This window comes from Sediminibacter sp. Hel_I_10 (assembly GCF_000688335.1).
In the GTDB taxonomy this organism is placed as follows: Bacteria; Bacteroidota; Bacteroidia; order Flavobacteriales; family Flavobacteriaceae; genus Psychroserpens.
Window position 1 is genome coordinate 1,322,157 of record NZ_JHZX01000001.1, and the last position, 18,006, is coordinate 1,340,162.

Annotated in this window: 16 protein-coding genes; 6 read left to right on the top strand and 10 right to left on the bottom strand. The window is 36.6% G+C overall.

The genetic code is table 11. The annotated features are described in order from the left end of the window. Nucleotides 1-36 precede the first annotated feature (36 nt). Complete coding sequence (locus P176_RS0105980; protein ID WP_026753850.1) at nt 37-774, top strand: ABC transporter permease; 738 nt, start codon at nt 37-39, stop codon at nt 772-774. After that, entirely contained in the window at nt 774-1,541 is a 768-nt protein-coding gene (locus P176_RS0105985; RefSeq protein WP_026753851.1) for an ABC transporter ATP-binding protein, read from the top strand. The genes P176_RS0105980 and P176_RS0105985 overlap by 1 nt, the downstream gene beginning before the upstream one ends. 1 nt (nt 1,542) lies before the next feature. Here P176_RS0105985 and P176_RS0105990 read toward each other — a convergent pair whose 3' ends face one another. The 5 genes from P176_RS0105990 to P176_RS0106010 form a co-directional block, all read right to left on the bottom strand. Next, the gene (locus P176_RS0105990; protein WP_026753852.1) at nt 1,543-3,030 is read right to left on the bottom strand and encodes a DUF389 domain-containing protein; all 1,488 of its coding nucleotides are present in this window, start codon (nt 3,028-3,030) and stop codon (nt 1,543-1,545) included. A gap of 2 nt (nt 3,031-3,032) precedes the next feature. Next, nucleotides 3,033-4,115, bottom strand: coding sequence for a mannose-1-phosphate guanylyltransferase (locus P176_RS0105995; protein WP_026753853.1), 1,083 nt, complete (start codon nt 4,113-4,115; stop codon nt 3,033-3,035). A gap of 98 nt (nt 4,116-4,213) precedes the next feature. After that, nucleotides 4,214-4,813 carry a SprT-like domain-containing protein gene (locus tag P176_RS0106000; RefSeq protein WP_026753854.1) on the bottom strand — a complete coding sequence of 200 codons (600 nt, stop codon included), beginning with the start codon at nt 4,811-4,813 and terminating at the stop codon, nt 4,214-4,216. 144 nt (nt 4,814-4,957) lie between these two features. Then, nucleotides 4,958-8,986 carry an FG-GAP-like repeat-containing protein gene (locus P176_RS0106005; RefSeq protein WP_026753855.1) on the bottom strand — a complete coding sequence of 1,343 codons (4,029 nt, stop codon included), beginning with the start codon at nt 8,984-8,986 and terminating at the stop codon, nt 4,958-4,960. Nucleotides 8,987-9,057: 71 nt separating this feature from the next. Further along, the gene (locus P176_RS0106010) at nt 9,058-9,921 is read right to left on the bottom strand and encodes a DUF4349 domain-containing protein (RefSeq protein WP_026753856.1); all 864 of its coding nucleotides are present in this window, start codon (nt 9,919-9,921) and stop codon (nt 9,058-9,060) included. Between the two features lie 131 nt (nt 9,922-10,052). On the opposite strand from P176_RS0106010, the gene P176_RS0106015 reads away from it, so the two are divergent. Together P176_RS0106015 and P176_RS0106020 are read left to right on the top strand one after the other, a co-directional pair. After that, the gene (locus P176_RS0106015) at nt 10,053-10,937 is read left to right on the top strand and encodes a hypothetical protein (protein WP_026753857.1); all 885 of its coding nucleotides are present in this window, start codon (nt 10,053-10,055) and stop codon (nt 10,935-10,937) included. Next, nucleotides 10,934-11,425 carry a hypothetical protein gene (locus P176_RS0106020; protein ID WP_026753858.1) on the top strand — a complete coding sequence of 164 codons (492 nt, stop codon included), beginning with the start codon at nt 10,934-10,936 and terminating at the stop codon, nt 11,423-11,425. Before P176_RS0106015 ends, P176_RS0106020 begins: the two co-directional genes overlap by 4 nt. 7 nt (nt 11,426-11,432) lie before the next feature. Here the strand turns inward: P176_RS0106020 and P176_RS0106025 are convergent, their stop codons facing one another. Then, entirely contained in the window at nt 11,433-12,080 is a 648-nt protein-coding gene (locus P176_RS0106025; RefSeq protein ID WP_037348747.1) for an HAD family phosphatase, read from the bottom strand. Between the two features lie 193 nt (nt 12,081-12,273). On the opposite strand from P176_RS0106025, the gene P176_RS0106030 reads away from it, so the two are divergent. Together P176_RS0106030 and P176_RS0106035 are read left to right on the top strand one after the other, a co-directional pair. Continuing rightward, complete coding sequence (locus tag P176_RS0106030; RefSeq protein WP_026753860.1) at nt 12,274-13,170, top strand: DnaJ C-terminal domain-containing protein; 897 nt, start codon at nt 12,274-12,276, stop codon at nt 13,168-13,170. After that, nucleotides 13,167-13,460: a chaperone modulator CbpM gene (locus P176_RS0106035; protein ID WP_026753861.1), complete on the top strand. Its 294-nt coding sequence runs from the start codon at nt 13,167-13,169 to the stop codon at nt 13,458-13,460. The genes P176_RS0106030 and P176_RS0106035 overlap by 4 nt, the downstream gene beginning before the upstream one ends. An 8-nt stretch (nt 13,461-13,468) precedes the next feature. On the opposite strand, the gene P176_RS0106040 is transcribed toward P176_RS0106035, so the two are convergent. From P176_RS0106040 to pdhA, 4 genes are all read right to left on the bottom strand, one after another. Continuing rightward, nucleotides 13,469-14,155: an SDR family oxidoreductase gene (locus tag P176_RS0106040; protein ID WP_026753862.1), complete on the bottom strand. Its 687-nt coding sequence runs from the start codon at nt 14,153-14,155 to the stop codon at nt 13,469-13,471. Next, entirely contained in the window at nt 14,145-15,134 is a 990-nt protein-coding gene (locus P176_RS0106045; protein WP_026753863.1) for a M28 family peptidase, read from the bottom strand. The genes P176_RS0106040 and P176_RS0106045 overlap by 11 nt, the downstream gene beginning before the upstream one ends. Nucleotides 15,135-15,237: 103 nt before the next feature. Then, on the bottom strand, nt 15,238-16,959 hold the full coding sequence (locus P176_RS0106050; RefSeq protein WP_026753864.1) for a pyruvate dehydrogenase complex dihydrolipoamide acetyltransferase: 1,722 nt from the start codon (nt 16,957-16,959) through the stop codon (nt 15,238-15,240). Nucleotides 16,960-16,962: 3 nt separating this feature from the next. Beyond that, a complete protein-coding gene (gene pdhA / locus P176_RS0106055) occupies nt 16,963-17,961 on the bottom strand; it encodes a pyruvate dehydrogenase (acetyl-transferring) E1 component subunit alpha (RefSeq protein ID WP_026753865.1) in 999 nt (332 codons plus the stop codon). Between the last annotated feature and the right edge of the window lie 45 nt (nt 17,962-18,006).

An 18,006-nucleotide genomic window follows, 5' to 3' on the forward strand; every position in this document is an offset into this window, starting at 1 on the left:
TAGATTTTTTTTACTTTTACCGTAATAAACGCATCAATGACCTACCTTCATAATATAGGCTCATATTTTATTATGATTGCCGAAATGTTCCGCAAACCCACCAAGTGGTCGGTTATGAGGATTTTAATTTTAAAAGACATCGATGATCTTATTATAGGATCACTGGGTATTGTATCGTTTATCTCATTTTTTGTGGGAGGTGTGGTCACCATACAAACCGCATTAAATATAGATAATCCACTTATCCCAAAGTACCTTATTGGTTTTGCAACAAGACAATCTGTTATTTTGGAATTTGCACCGACCTTTATTTCTATCATTATGGCGGGTAAAATGGGATCTTATATTACTTCTAGTATTGGGACCATGCGTGTAACAGAACAGATCGATGCGCTTGAAGTCATGGGTATTAACTCACTTAATTATTTGGTGTTTCCAAAACTAATGGCGCTCATGCTATACCCTTTCGTTATTTCTATTGCTATGTTCTTAGGGATTGTAGGTGGCATGGCTGCAGCTGTTTTTGGAGGCTTTGGTACCTTAGATAATTTTGTTACTGGTGTGCAAACCGATTTTATCCCTTTTCATATGGCCTATGCTTTTATCAAGACCTTTGTTTTTGGTTTTATTTTAGCCACAGTACCTTCGTTTTATGGATATTACATGAAAGGTGGTGCTTTAGAAGTAGGAAAAGCGAGTACAACATCATTTGTTTGGACCAGTGTCTTGATTATTTTGTTTAATTACATCTTAACGTCCTTATTACTGAGCTAATGATTGAAGTCAATAACATAGAAAAGTCTTTTGGAGATGCCCGTATTTTAAAAGGAATCTCTACAACCTTCGAAAAGGGACAAACGAGTTTGGTAATCGGTCAAAGTGGATCTGGAAAAACGGTTTTTCTGAAATGCCTGCTTGGTTTATTCAAACCTGATGGCGGAGAAATTATTTACGACGATAGACCTCTCTCTACCATTACCGATGATGACAGAAGGAATTTACGTGCCGAAATGGGTATGGTATTTCAAGGAAGTGCCCTTTTTGATTCCATGACCATTTTAGAAAATGTGATGTTCCCATTACGAATGTTTACCAAGCAGAGTAAGAGCGAAATGGCAGACCGTGCCGATATTGTATTAAAGCGCGTTAATCTTGAAGGCGCACATAAAAAGATGCCAAGCGAAGCCTCAGGCGGTATGCAAAAGCGTGTGGCTATTGCAAGAGCCATTGTAAACAACCCAAAGTATTTGTTTTGTGATGAGCCTAACTCCGGTTTAGATCCTAAAACAGCTATGGTTATTGATAATCTCATTCAAGAGATTACCGCCGAATATAATATGACCACCATAATCAACACCCATGATATGAATTCTGTTATGGAAATTGGTGAAAAAATTGTATTCTTAAAAGACGGATTAAAAGAATGGGAAGGCTCTAGAGATAATATCTTTAAAACCGATAACCAAGCGGTTACCGATTTTGTGTATTCTTCAGAATTATTCAAGAAAGTTCAAAAGATGTATCTTGATGAAGATCATTAGATTAATTTCTTCTGATAACTATAGAATCTATTTTAAGCTCCTTCTTGAGCCAAGTACTTAAATCTCTCTCTTTTCTCGCAACTACGCTATCGGCTAAAGCAACTTTCCAACGTACTGTGGCCACCTCTAGTGTGTCAATATTGATAAAGTCTTTTGACGCCAGCATCTTAGCATATCCAAAATACTCAAGATCATTAAAACGAACCTTAGCATCTCTAGACAAATTGGTAAACGACACTTTTGACTGACCGCTATTGGCCTCAACCTGTTTGTTTAAATTTGTGATATTTGATTGAAGATTTTCTATCTCCTTTTGAAGTCCAGAAATAACATTGTCTTTTTGATCAAGATCTACATAGGCACGATCGAGAGATTCTAATAATCGATCGGCATTTCTTGTCTTATTGGCATTGATCACCAATTCAAAATCTTGAATATTTTCATAATCCTTCATTTCATTTTGAAGATCACTTAACGTGGCATCTGAAATATCCCCATTAAAATAAAGACTTATTTTTTTGTTTTCAACATCAAGACTTTTCTTTTGCAACCATAAGTTTTCGTTGGCCTCAACTTCATTTTCACAAAAACTTTTATAATCACGCTGGTATTTACTTTCTTGAAGTACCGTTAAAAACGTCCAAATTGCAGGAATCATAACCACAATTGCCACAAGCGTTGCCAATCTTGAAATGCGCTTACGTTTTTTGGAGTTTGCATATTTCAGCATTGGAAAACGCAAAATCTTGATGACCACAAAGGTCGCTAAAGCGATAAAAATGGTATTGATACTGAACAAATACATCGCACCAAAAAAGAACTGCCAATTGCCCTCTGCCAAGCCATAACCCGCAGTACACAGAGGCGGCATTAAGGCTGTTGCAATTGCGACACCAAAAATAACCGAGGCAATGGTTCCCTTTTTAGTTCTGGCAATCATTAAAGCCGCGCCACCAAAAAATGCAATTAAGACGTCCCGAATGTCTGGGCGTGTTCTTGCAAAAAGCTCTGAAGTTTCCTCATTAAGAGGAAAAAGCGCGAAGAATAAAAATGCTGTTAAAAGACTGAGCACAATCATGATGGCCAAATTAATGAGAGATCGCTTAAGCGTATCAATATCATTAATAGCAATAGACAAGCCAACTCCCAAGATAGGCCCCATTAATGGTGAAATTAACATGGCACCAATTACAACTGCTGTAGAATCGGCATTAAGACCAATAGACGCAACAAAGATAGAACAGACCAAAATCCAAGCCGTCGCACCTTTAAAGGGAATATCACCCTTTATAGCTAAAACTGTAGCATCACGATCTGTGTCATCTCTAAAATCAAGAAGTTCATTCATGAATTTAGAAAAGCTCTGCCAAAGACCTTTAGCGTCTTTTTTTACTGCCTCCTTAGAGGCCTCTACCGCTTTATCTTTATTGGTATTGGTTGCTTCGTCAGCTTCGTCTTCCGAGAAATTGAATTTATGCTCGTCACTCATAATTAACCGTAATGTTCACCGAATTCATCCTTAACTTTTTGCAGTACTATTTTTATGTCCTGCTCTTTAGCCTTCGGAAAGATAAGTAAAACTTCGTCTTTGTCTACAATGATGTAATCTTGTAAGCCATCAACCACTACCACTTTACCCGTTTTGCTCCGGATCATGTTTCCGTTAGCATCTTCAGTAAGTGTTTTTGCATTAACGACCGCATTGTTATTATGATCTTTATCTAATTTATCATAAAGGCTTCCCCATGTTCCTAAGTCATTCCAATCAAAGGTTGCTGGCAGTACATAGACATTTTTAGAAGATTCCATAATGGCATAATCGACCGAGATATTTTGTGATTTGGCATAATTCACCTTTATAAATTCTTCTTCTCTCTCCGTATTGTAGTCATTGATCCCCGTTGCGAAGAGTTCAAAAAGCTCGGCTTGATTATTTCTGAAGGCCTCGACAACGCTTTTAGCGCTCCAAACAAAAATACCGGCATTCCATAAAAAATTACCCTGACTTATAAATGATTTTGCCGTCTCGTAATCTGGTTTCTCTCGAAATTGATGCACCGGTTTAATCTGTTCTTCGGAAGACTGGTCATATTCAATATAACCAAAGCCTGTATTTGGAAACGTAGGCTTTATTCCCAAGGTCATCAACGCATCATGTTCTGAACAAAAATCAAAGGCGTGTTGTACATCTGTGGTAAAAGCTTGCTCATCTTCAATCCAATGATCACTAGGCGCCACAATCATGACGGCGTCTTCATTTTCTTTCTGGATTTTTAAAGCCGCATACAAAATACATGGCGCAGTGTTTCTCATGGCTGGCTCTAGTACCACTTGTCTTTTAGTAACTTCGGGCAATTGTTCTAAAACCAAGTTATTGTAACGCTCATTGGTTAAAATGAAAATATTTTCTTTTGGGATCAATTTCGCCAAACGGTGAAACGTTTTTTGAATTAAAGTATCTCCCGTTCCCAACATATCGTGAAACTGCTTAGGAAAACTTTCTGTACTTATTGGCCAAAACCTTGACCCTACTCCGCCTGCCATTAAAATGGCATAATAGTTTTTGTTCTTCATATTCGTTCAAACGCTTTCCAAAAAAAGGAAAGTCTTTTTATTAAACTTAATTTCTATGTAGCAAGGTATCTTTTAATATCTCATTGTTCAACTTCAGTTTAACTTTTCAAAAGTTCTACCTCAGCATTAGGGTTAAACAAATAAACTCTACCTGTGCGCAACTCCTTAGCTTCGTAACGCGTTCGTCTTTTGTCCCCAATTTTAAAAACTCTTCCATTGTACAACTGAAAATGACTACCAAAAGGTAACTCAAAAATATAAGTTTTATCGTTAGGTTCATCAAATTGCTTTAAAGCTAATGCTAAGTTAACATCACTATCACTACTCGCTCTTGGGTTTTTAAAGTGTTTTGCCAGCAATGGCAATAGTTTTGATGGAAAAATTTCAGGATTTAAAAACGGTAACATTAAATGCTGAAATGTGCGTTTCCATTCTAAACCATGTGGCTTTATCGTTCTACCGTAACGACTATAGGCTTCAAAATGAGCAATCTCATGAATAAGCGTTATTAAAAAACGATAGTGATTAAGATTAGAATTTACCGTGATTTGATGATTTCCGTTAGGCAAACGCCTATAATCGCCATGTCTTGTTTTCCGCTCCTTTTTCACCTTAACTACCAAGTGATCATGATCTAAAAGCTCAACCACCATGGCATAGGCATTCTCGGGAATATAAGTTTTGAGCATTTCCTGCATAGCACAAAAATAAGGGTATTGGCTATTATATTAATACAAAATATTGTCTTTAGGCTTGACGTTTTCTGGTAAATTGGTCTCATCCATATTACCTATCAATCTATATTGCTATCGATATACATATAGTGACGCAATAACAAATCATTATTTAAAAATAATCATTTTAGAATCATTATTGATTTTTAATAAATAGATTGCTGCTGCTGTCGTTTCAGGAAATTTTAAATGTGTTTGCCCGCTATATTCATCGAACTTAACCTCTATGATGTCTACTGTTCTACCTTGCATGTCGTACAGGGTAAAAGTATCTGTCTCGGAACTGGCCGTTACATAGAGCTCATTATGTATAACTGGGTTAGGAAAGACGACTTGTTCAAATAGGTTGGTTTCTATGGTCTCTCCTCTAAAATAAGGTACAGCGAAAGAGAAGGCCTCATTACCAATTTTTTCTCCTATAAGCCGGCCTGGGATATCATCTGCTGGAGGGTGTATTCCTCCCCAAATTCTAGAAAGGCTCGTTTGATCTGATGCGTCTTGGTACGTTGCCCATTGTAAGGTGACGTCTACTGAAGGTCCATTTTCAAAAACTAAAAATTCGTTTTGTTTGGCAGTAAACTCTCCTAGTCCACCAGGAAAAAATGCACTGCCCGTTATATCAGTTAATACTTCTGCAGCAGCTCTTGAATAAGTAGAATGTCCTGAAACATAACCTGCGAAAGGTGGAGTTACAAACGTTGGTCTTTGGTAAGGCCACCAATTTTCTGCAAGAATCCAACCGACACCTGCTTGATGATTTGTATTGGCGGAAATAAAATCTGGTCCTTTCCAAGTATAAACTTTAACCTTACCTAAACTCTCTGGATGCTGCTCTAACAACTCATCAGTCTCGCTAACAATTTCAACATATCCTTCAAGAAGGGGGATTCCCGCAACATTATAATTAGCTAACGAAGGATCAGTGCTTTGGCCTAGTAGCGCCATATTTCTAAGTGCAGAAATTGGTCGAACATAATCATACCACCCTTTTATACTCCAAGCTGAAATAGCAGCATCGTGCATAGCACCTCCGAGAATAAAATAGGATTTGACGTCCCATTCCAAAACATCTAAAATATCTCCTTGACCTTCAAACCGCTTTTCTAATAACGGATGATCGTTCACATAATTCAATATAGTAAACCAATGCCCTGGTGGTGTTTCGGAGTCTGGGCCATCTGCCCAAAATTCTGCCAAAACTCTTGTATAATCACCTCTTGGCACCATTTGTTCTTCATAAGGCTGATTCGTAATAGGGTTAAGCGAATGGCCTTGACTTATGTCTCCACCTTCTGTGAAATTGTAAAACTGCGGAAACTCACTGTAGCTCGTTGGGAGATCATTTAAAGGAATATTACCTAGCGTTTTTGGAGAAATATCCCAAATCACATTGTCACTAGGATCTAAATGAGACCCCCAGACAGAAACCAAACTAAATCCCCATTTATAAGCATCGCTTGAAGCATCTGTTTCCTCTAAATTTAAATAAGGAGGATCACCTGGGTCACGATAGACTTTATAGGTGTAGTTGTTTCTTTGGTAGTTTGTAGATAAATTCTCTGTCATTGCGAATGGCCAGACATTGCCCCATTCTGGACTCAGGAAATTAATAAGTTCTCCTTCAATCAAGTTTCCGCTTTGATCTATATATGTAGCAAGACTTAGCGGCTGCCACCGATTAGGATCATTCATAACCGATGCATTAGAAACGCCAGGAGCTAATGGATCATTTATAGTTTGATAATAGGCATTATCGAATAAGGTTGCTTCTCTTGAACCATCTAAACTTCCATAATTAATTATAGTTTGTGCCACATAATTACCTAATGCTGCAGCGTTACCAAATTTATAGTACACGGATTGGTAACTTGTATTGTAACCTAATTTCTCCATCACTAAGTCCAATAAATCCTGAGAATATTCAGCATTTGGAGAATTTTGAAATCGGAAACTTAATAGGCGATACATGGCGTAGCTTATTGCTCTTTTACGAGAAATCTCAATGCTTTCAGAAGGAATAAACGCTTCCAATTCACTATTGAAATTATGCAGCGTATTTCCAATCAGATAAGGTGTTGCTTCATCATCATAAATAGCCCATATATCATACATTGCAACGCTAGTATGAAACAAATTTCGAGCATGCACTGTAGGTCTAGCAAAATCCTTTCTAATGCACTCAAGCAAAACCTCATTCCATAATCTTGAAATTGAAATATTCTCCGGAATATCAGTGGCGCCCAAATTGACTGTGATAAGCTGCTCTTGACTAAAGCATTCGCCATCGGTCTCTCGAACACGCACACTGCCGACATCACTTAAGCCCCACAAAATTGTAATTTCATTGGTGTTTTGACCTTCTACTATTTCACCACCACTAACGATCCATTGTGCCGAAGCGGTGTTAGCAATTGCATACGAATAAACTTCTGTTGTTAACCAGCTTGAATTAGTAGCTCCTAAAATATTTTGTGCTTCTAGATAAGTACAACTCCCATCATCTACTGTAGCTTCAGGATTATAATTACAGGATAGCACGTCTAGACAACCGTAGGTTTTTTGACTTGGCAAGATGTTCATTGCGGTATATCCCTGCCCTTCAATGGCTTTTATCGTACTATCTGCCTCAAGATCCTGAAAGGTCTCAATAAGGCCAGATGGCCATTTGATTTCAAGTGATTGTACCTGTACTTCATTACCCAATCCAAAATGTACTGCTTGTAAGCTTTGTGATAAAAAACCAACCCCAGTATAATATCTTTTAAAAACACCTTGAGCTGTAGTTAAGGTCAAGGTCGTGCCTATGGCATCTCGATTAGAAGCGGTTCCCTCCAACAAGATCTTAAAGTAATGCTGGGCATTTTCCTGATCAAAATTGAGTAACTTATTTTCATAAAGAAATGAGGATTGATCTGAATTTGTGATATACATATCGATATCACCATCATTATCATAATCAAAATCAAGAATCCCGACACTAATGGTCAAATCGTTTACACCTAATTGCGAAGAGACATCTTCAAAACCGACACCACCCTCTACTGCTAGATTTTTATAGTAAACATTATTTTCTGCACCTCTCGTCTGAAAATCAAAGCCATTCGCTATAAATAAATCCTCATCTCCATCTAAATCGAAATCTGAAAAGCGCGTTCCCCATGCCCATCCTGTACCTGAAACACTATTTGATATTGAAACCTCACTAAAATGATTGGTACCGTCATTTTGCAATAAAGCATTCTCATCTATCCCAGTGATAAAAACATCAAGAGAACCATCTAAATTAAAGTCTCCTAAGGTCGCCCCCATATCGTCTAGCATACTATTTAGACCATAATTAGAAGATTGATCTAGAAACGAACTTCCATTTTGGTTGACAAAGAGGTTATTTGGTTTATTAAAATCGTTAGTGACGTACACATCCATCCATCCATCTTCATTAATATCAAACGGGATGGCCATATAACTTGCAAATACACTATTGTCCTGAACATTTGAAGACTGGGTCACGTTAGTGAAGGTCCCGTCTCCATTATTTTTATAAAGAGAATTAGAGTCGCAAAAGTCCCATTCACTAATGTACAGATCTAAAAAACCATCATTATCATAATCAAACCAGGTTGCACCTGTGTTACGGCAAAGACTATTTACCATAATTCCAGCAGATTCTGTAACCTCTGTAAATGTCCCATTTTGATTTAAAAATAATTGAACACTTTCAGAATTTGTTAAAAACAAATCAGGAAATCCATCATTATTATAGTCTCCCCAAGAGGCGCCATGTTTAAAGCCCTTTAGACCAAAAAATGTTTCCAAGTCTGGATTAAAAGGTAAGAGGTTATATAAGCCAACCTCTAAAGTGACATCTGTGAATGTGCCGTTATTATTATTCTGATAGAGCTTACTATGCGTGCTTTCATTCCCATCGAGATCTTGAGCGTGAGCCACCACAAATAGGTCTAAGTCTAGATCTCCATCATAATCTGCAGTTGCTACCCCGTTATTATTTTGCAGATCTTCAAGCCCTGCAACAATTTCGGCACGTTCAAAAGTTTGTGCATGTGTTTTTATTTGGCCCGTTAAAATAAAAACCAAAACCGCATAAACTATTGGATGAATACGTGATATTGAATTCACTTTTTTTTGATAAATATAATAATTTCTGTTTCAGAAAAAAGTGAATGCCACCAATCTCAAAACCCTCAAGTTTAAATATTCTTTCTTTTTTTCCATCGCTTTCTTAAAACAACTAAGAAAACTACAATTAATATCGTAATTGGCCATATATAAATTAATGCCAACAAAAAATGAGCAATCATCCACCATCCACTTGATAGTGCTTCTTGAGTTTTAATCCAAAATGTTTTCTCATAGGTTTCTGGCTCTTCTTTATAGGCCACTGTTTCATACAAATCAATCTGTATGGTACTATAAGATACTTTATTACTTAGATAGTTCAATCTTCCTTGTGCAACCTCAATCTCTTCTTGAATAATGCGTAATTTATCTTCTGTAGCCAAAATATCTTCGACGGTTTTTGCGTTCTTTCTGAGTATAGATTCGTATCTGGATTTTATCTCAATTTTAGTTTGAAGACGAGTGTTAACATCAATATACTCTTCGGTGACATCCTGAGTTGTTATATTTTCGTATTCAACAAACTCTACAATTTGACCAATAGAGTCCATCATCATATCAAAGTTTTGTTGCGGAATCTTAATTGTAAATCTATTTTCCTTTTTATAAAGGTTGTTTTCAAATCGCAAATCTGAAATATAGGCATCATACTTTTGAGCGATTTGCTTAATTTGGTAGGTAGAAGATTTTACGCTTCCTACCTTATACCGAGCTTGAGCTGATTTTATAATCTTTAAATCTTTAGGTGTAGGCATGCTACCTTTACTCAATTGTAAAGCATGATGATCATCGTTTGAGATAGCTTCTGAATCTTCCGAAGAAGCTAGCGGTAGCTCTGTATTGTACTTTTTATCACCTGAGCAGGACAAGAAGCCAAATGCAATAAACACAAATACTAAAATTTTAAATCTTGATTTTTCTAACGTTCCATTCATAATTTTTTAATTTTAATGATTTCGATGTAAACCTAGGTTCTCCTTAGCATTAGGAGTTGCAAAGCTCCTGTAAAAGGATTGTAAAGTATTTTACAATATTTAAAACATTGATTACTAATAATTTATAATATTTGACACTCGAAGAAAAACATCATTTCAGTCTTTTAAAATCTGCAGTACTCAATAAATTTAGAGAGCATTACTCTACAGAAGATGCTATCAAAAATTGGAACGGAGAGACTATTGTAAGGTTTCAAGAAAGTTTGTTAGAAATCGTAAAAGGAAGGGTTAGTGAAAAATGGTTCTACACCTACTTTAAAAATGAGACTTCTAAATTGCCAAGAATAGATATGCTTAATTTATTGAGCCGATATGTTGGTTTTGACAATTGGAGCCAATTCAAAACACACCATCCTCTTAATTTAAAACCTCAGACTAAAGTTTCGGCATATTGGTTTATAACGTTGATCCCCTTAATTGTCTTTTTGGTTATGAGAATGTTTGCTGATAACGTGTACAACATTTGCTTTGTAGATAATTTAAGCAACGAACCTATAACTCAATCACAAATAGATATTAAGTTGCTAAAGCAAGAGCAATCCCCAATCTACTTTAAGACTGATAGAGCAGGCTGCTTTAACTATGAAACTCCAGATGACAAAATCAAATTTATAGTCTCGTCTCCTTACCATAAAACCGATACTATTATAAGCTCAATAGATTCTAATCATCAAATGGTACACCTGCGTAGTGACGATTATGCATTAATTCTAAAATATTATACAAATGGCAACATTAAGGATTGGACAACGCATAAAGCAAAACTAGAAGGGCTAATTGACGATGATGCTAGAATTTATAAGTTCTACGAAAACAATATTGGAGTTGAAATATATTCTAAAGATGATTTTATTAGGCTTTTAACCGTACCCACCACCTCATTAAAAAAAATCAAAATATTAGATAAAAGTTATAAAAACGGGAAGATAATTACACTTAAATTCAGTCTACAATGAAAAAAACCATTTATATTCTCGTTGCAACTCTATGCCTTCTCACCTCGTGTAAAAACAATGATAAAAAAAACGAAAATGAGGATGCAGAAATGAGATTACCTTCAGAAGTAGATGAAGAGATAAATATGGATATACATTCCGTTGAAAGCTATGCTAATCAAAAATTTAGAGATTATATAGAGCTAATTCATCTCAAATTAGCACACCCCGAATTTGATAAAAGTATCAGTAAGGAACTCCAGAAACTCTCTTTAGAAGATGAGTCTCCACTAAATTATAAAGAACATTTTTCAGTTTCTCAAATTTCATTGACCCCAGAACTTAACGTAGTTTCTGATCACACTAAAAACATACTTTTAACTTTTTCTGTTTCAACAGAGTCCAAAACTTTCAAAGATTCAATAGTCGCTCAAATCACAAGTGATGTCATTTTTATAGATGGTGAAAAAAGAATGTCTAGAAACATAAAATTTCTACAAGCCAAATAAATCTTATTTACAGCAAGTAACTCAACTCTTTCATATCCTCAAAAACCAGATCAGCTTTGCCTTTAAGCTCGTTTGTATAATCTTGTGCCGCATAACCAAAAACATCAAAGCCTCCTGCCTTTGCCGCTTTTACTCCAGTAAGACTGTCCTCTATTACCACACAATCCTTAGGATCAAAACCCATAGATGAGGCTGCCCAAAGAAAAATAGCTGGGTCTGGCTTCCATTTTTGAAGTGTATAACAACTAAATATACGGTCCTCAAAATAGGGCAACAGGCCAGTAAATTCTAAATTGAGTCTTATTTTAGAAATTGGTCCGCTTGATGCTACACAAAAAGGAATTTTCAAATTTTTAATAATTTCTGTGATACCTTCAATGGGTTGAATGTATTGTCTAAAGTTTTCAAAACTTCGTTTTCGGTAGCGCTCCTCAAAATCATTTGGCAGTTCACTTGATATCAGAGTTTCAATTTGCTTCATACAGCCGCCAAGAGAACCGCCTTTAAAGTGTTGGTAGGCATAATTGAGATCAATATTTGCTCCCAATTCATTTGCCAAATCCACTAGCACTTGATTGCCAATGGCTTCACTATCTACCAAAACACCATCGCAATCAAATATGATACACTTATATTTTGAGTGAGTTGTATTCATTTATTGTCAATTTATTGTTCTAACTTGAACATCATCATTTATAAAAAAAGAAACATTTTTCTACGGAAAAATAATCTAATTAAAGACTTCAAAATATAAATCTTATTAGGAATAACAGCCCAATATTAACTGAATTTTCTTAATTTAATCTTTAAATTAAGTCACTAACAATACCACAACGACCTATTCAACTATGGCCTTTATTGATTACTACAAAGTTCTCGGAATAGATAAAACGGCATCTGAGGCCGATATAAAAAAAGCTTACAGAAAACTGGCTAGAAAATACCATCCCGATGTTAACCCCAACGATAAGGATGCCGAAATTAAATTTAAACAAATTAATGAGGCCAATGAAGTATTGAGCAAACCCGAACATCGTAAAAAATATGATAAGTATGGTGAAAACTGGAAACATGGTGACTCTTATGAACAAGCACAACAGCAACAAAACAGATCACGACAAAGCCATCAACAGCAAGGTGGTTTTGAAGGCTACGGAGATGCTGAATACTCAGACTTCTTTGAGTCAATGTTTGGTGGCGGATTCTCTCAACGAGGCAGGCAAGTGAAATATAAGGGCCAAGACTTTAACGCATCTTTACAATTGCAATTAAAGGATGTTTACACCTCTCAACAACAAGTACTCACCGTTAATGGCAAACAAATTAGACTCACTATTCCCGCGGGCATCACAAACGGCCAAGTTATTAAAATTAGCGGTAAGGGTGGGCCAGGTACCAACGGCGGTCCAAATGGTGATTTGTTTATAGAATTTCAAATCTCAAACGCTACTCCTTTTAAACGAGATGGCTCTAACCTCTATAAAACGGTTGATCTGAATCTCTATAGCGCCATTCTTGGCGGCGATCTTACGGTAGAAACATTTGACGGAAAAGTAAAATTAAACTTGAAATCACCTACCCAAAATGGAGATCAAGTTAAACTTAAAGGTAAAGGGTTTCCCGTTTATAAAAAAGAAGGTCAATTTGGAGACCTTTATATTACTTACAATATTAAAATGCCAGAAAAACTAAGTGACGAGGAACGTCAACTTTTTGAAACATTAGAAAAACTACAGCAATCATGAAAGATTCTAAGCTCATTGCCATTCCTGAATTGTGTACCCATTATCAACTAGAACGCTCCTTCTTTGATGAGTTAACCGATTATGGACTTATTGAGATTACAACGATTGAACAGCACATTTACATCCATCAAGATCATATTTCAGATTTAGAAAAAATGATTAGGCTTCACAAAGAGCTTCATCTCAATTTTGAGGGCATAGACATGGTGTTCAATATGCTAGAAAAAATAGAGAGCTTGCAACAAGAAAGAAATACATTAAAGAATAGACTGCGTCTTTACGAATATTAAGCTTCCTTTTATGGTGTAGAATTAGAAACCTGCAACGCTTTACCGTTATAATACTTATTTCCATTTAAGGAAAACTCTTGAATGTAAGTCGCCATTTGCAAAGCTGTTGTGGGCACATCATAATCTGGGAATGCTTCTTTCAACATTTCTGTCTTTACAGCACCTAAAGCTAGAACATTAAATTGCGGTCCTGTTTCTTTATATTCTTCGGCTAATAATTCGGTTAATGTAATTACTGCGCCTTTACTAGAACTATAAGCTGCCAACCCTGGAAATTTTACACTGCCTTGAATCCCTCCCATAGAACTTATAGTAATAACGTGCCCATCTTTTTTCATAAACGGAATCACCGTCCTTGTCATTTCGGCTACACCAAAAACATTAGTTTGATATACATTAGTAAAATCGGCTATTGTTGTTTGAGCAAATGGTTTATTTAAGAGCATCCCTGCGTTATTGATCAATATATCCACATGCTTCCATTCATTGACAATAAATTGTTCAACTTTTTTATAATCATCGGCCTCGTGCAAATCAAAAGCAAAAGATGAAATATTATCAAAATGCAAATTACTCACAGGTCTCGCATTTCGAGATAAAGCCAGAACATTGTGCCCTTGATTGGCAAATAAATGCACAAGCTCAAAGCCGATACCACGACTTGTACCTGTAATGATGATGTTTTTAGTTTCCATTCAATTGTATGTCTTTGGTTTCTGTATTGCTCATTTTTTCTAATGCCGGTGCCACAGTGTTAATCAAGTTTGCCATAAAATCATAATCCATCAGTTCAGATTCATCATCAACATGATGGTAATAATCATAATTGGTGAAGTCAAAGGTGGAAATCGTCTGACTAGGCACATTAAATTGCTGAAAGAATGGATAGTTATCAGACCTCATAAATAGGCGATATTCTTGAGCTTGTGGTAAAAAACCCACAGCCTCACTGCCAGCATATTCATTGATTTTGCTAGCCATATTGCTTTTGTCAAAACCTGTAATATAAGCCATATACGCCTTATCTTTCATTGGCACACCAATCATTTCAAAATTGACCATAGTGTATAAATTGATGTTTTCTGCCTGAAGTACTTCTGCCAAATGCTCAGATCCCTTAAGTCCATTTTCTTCTGCGGAAAACAAACAAAACAGTAAGCTTCTCTTATTGTTTTTACGTTCAGAAAAATACTTTGCTAATGCTAATACGGCACTAGTTCCTGCGGCATTATCATTGGCGCCATTAGCGATAGAATCTCCTTCTACCAACTTGCTAAAACCAATATGATCATAATGTGCTCCCAATATGATGAACTCATTCTTGAGTTTGGCATCGCTGCCTTCCAAATAACCAACAACATTAAAGGCTTTGATTACTTTTGGAGGTGTAGTATCCGAAGTATCTCTACTTCTTATTTCAAATTCAAAATTATCTCGATAGGTGTCAAAATAGGGCTTTACCCCTAAATCCTTTAATTTATTCTCTATAAATTGAGCCGCATTTTCAATGCCCTGTGATCCTGAAGCCCTACCAGCAAGCTCATCTGATGCCAGATAGCTTACCGTTTCCTTGACCTCTTCTCCCTTTGCGGTACTTACAGTCTCTACTTGTTTGTTTTTAGACTTACAGCCTACCATCAAAAAGAGGCAGATTGCGAACGTGAATAATTTCATAGTATGGTTTAAGTTAGGCTTAAAGATAAAAAATCCCAATTCAAAAAAAGTATTTTGAATTGGGATTTCAATAGGGTTATAACATTGTTATATCTGTTTTGTATTACATCAACATGGTCACAGGATTTTCAATATATCCTTTTAAAGTTTGTAAAAACTCCGATCCTGTTGCGCCGTCAACCGTTCTATGGTCGCAAGCGAGACACAGCTTCATTGTATTACCAGGAACCACTTTTCCTTCTTTAACTACTGGTTTCTCTATGATGGCACCTACAGATAAAATCGCCGAATTTGGCTGATTAATAATAGAAGTAAAACTCTCAATACCGAACATCCCTAAGTTAGATACTGTAAATGTGCTACCTTCCATTTCTTTAGGCGTTAATTTTTTGTTTCTGGCTTTTCCAGCTAAATCCTTAACCTCGGCTCCAATCTGTGGTAACGATTGCTCATTAGCAAATCGAACTACAGGGACCACAAGACCATCAGGAACTGCAACTGCAACACCAATATGTACATGATGATTTAAACGCATTTTATCATCAAACCACTGAGAGTTTACTTGTGGATGTTTTTTTAGAGCTAAAGCACAAGCTTTAACTACCATATCGTTATAAGATATCTTAACATCTGGCACCGAGTTAAACTGTGCTCTAAAGGCAATGGCATTATCCATATCAAACTCCACATTTAAATAGTAATGTGGCGCTGTAAATTTAGATTTGGTTAATGCTTTCGCAATAGCCTTACGCATTTGAGAATTACTAACATCTTCGAAATCTTCTTGTCCTGTTGGTACAAATTTTTCTGCGGAAGCTGCTGAGCTTGCTTGAGGCGAATAGTTTTCAATATCGCGCTTCACGATTCTTCCGTGATCGCCAGAACCCTTAACCTGAGATAAGTTAATTCCTTTTTCATCAGCCATTTTCTTAGCTAATGGAGATACAAATATTCTAGAGCCATCTGAAGTTGATGCCGATTCTGTCTTGGTCTCTTCTTTTTTGATCTCTTGCTTTGACGCCTCTTTTTTGCTGTCTTCTTTAGAAGCCTTAGGTGTTTCTGTTTTTTCTTCTTTTTTAGGTGTGCTTTCTTTTTTAGCTGAAGACTTCCCTCCAGATTTAAAGTTCTTAGCTACTCCAGAAACATCCGTTCCTTCTGGGCCTATAATTGCCAATAAGGCATCTACTTTGGCCGTCTCACCTTCTTCTAATCCAATCTGTAACAATGTTCCTGATTGAAAGGATTCAAACTCCATTGTCGCCTTATCGGTTTCAATTTCAGCAAGAATATCTCCTTCTTCAACCTTGTCCCCAACTTTTTTAAGCCAAGATGCTACGGTACCTTCTTCCATAGTATCACTCAAACGAGGCATGGTTACTACGGTGACACCTTCTGGTAATTCATCTGAACTTTCCGCATCATCAGTATCTTCAGAATCCTCAGTGTCTTTACTTTCTTCTTTATCTTCTTCGGAAGTAGATTCCTCCTTTTCTGATTTTTCTTCGGAAGCTTCATCAGAATCGTCCTTGTCTTTCGACTCTGATTTTTCACTAGAACCGCCATCAAGATATTCTGAAATATCCTCACCTTCTTCACCAATGATTGCTAAAAGCGTATCTACTTTAGCGGTCTCACCTTCTTGAATGCCAATATGAAGTAAAGTCCCCTCATTAAAGGATTCAAACTCCATGGTTGCCTTATCTGTTTCAATTTCAGCTAAAATATCGCCTTCCTCAACCTTATCTCCTACGTTCTTTAACCACGAAGCGACGGTACCTTCTTCCATGGTATCGCTCAAACGAGGCATATTTATAATTTCTGCCATAGCTTATATTTTGTGTTCTATGAATGGATAATCTTCTTGCTCATAAACCGCATCATACATCACACTCTTTTCAGGGTATGGTGACTCATCAGCAAATTTCTCACATTCGCTCACACGTTTTTTAACGCGTTTGTCAATTTCCTTAAGATCATCTTCAGTTGCATATTTTTGCTCTAAAATGATGTCTTTTACTTGAGTGATTGGATCAATCTTTTGATATTCTCCAACCTCATCTTTAGTTCTGTAATGTTGAGCATCACTCATGGAGTGTCCTCTATATCTGTATGTTTTTAACTCCAAAAATGTTGGACCATCACCACGTCTTGCGCGCTCAATAGCTTCATCAAAAGCTTCGGCCACTTTCACGGGGTTCATGCCATCTACAGGTCCGCATGGCATTTCATATCCTAGACCAAGTTTCCATATATCTGTATGGTTTGCGGTTCTTGCCACAGAAGTTCCCATAGCGTAACCGTTGTTTTCACAAACAAATACAACAGGAAGTTTCCAAAGCATGGCCAAATTGAATGTTTCGTGAAGTGAGCCTTGTCTTGCAGCACCGTCACCAAAACAACATAAAGTCACAGCATCTTTATCGTGGTATTTATCTCCAAACGCAATCCCAGCTCCTAAAGGAATTTGACCTCCAACAATACCATGACCACCATAAAAACGGTGTTCTTTAGAGAAAATGTGCATTGAGCCACCAAGACCTTGAGAGGTACCGGTTGCTTTACCATAAAGCTCTGCCATAACACGTTTTGGATCTACACCCATACCAATTGGTTGAACGTGATTTCGGTAGGCAGTAATCATTTTATCTTTGGTCAAATCCATGGCATGCAATGCCCCAGCCAATACGGCCTCTTGACCATTATATAAGTGAAGAAATCCTCTAACTTTTTGTTGGATGTACACCTGTGCTAGTTTGTCTTCAAACTTTCTCCAGAAATACATGTCTTCATACCATTTAAGGTATACTTCTTTTGTTACTTTTTTCATCAAGTTGTTGTATTAATCACAATACCTTAAAGACATCATCTGCCT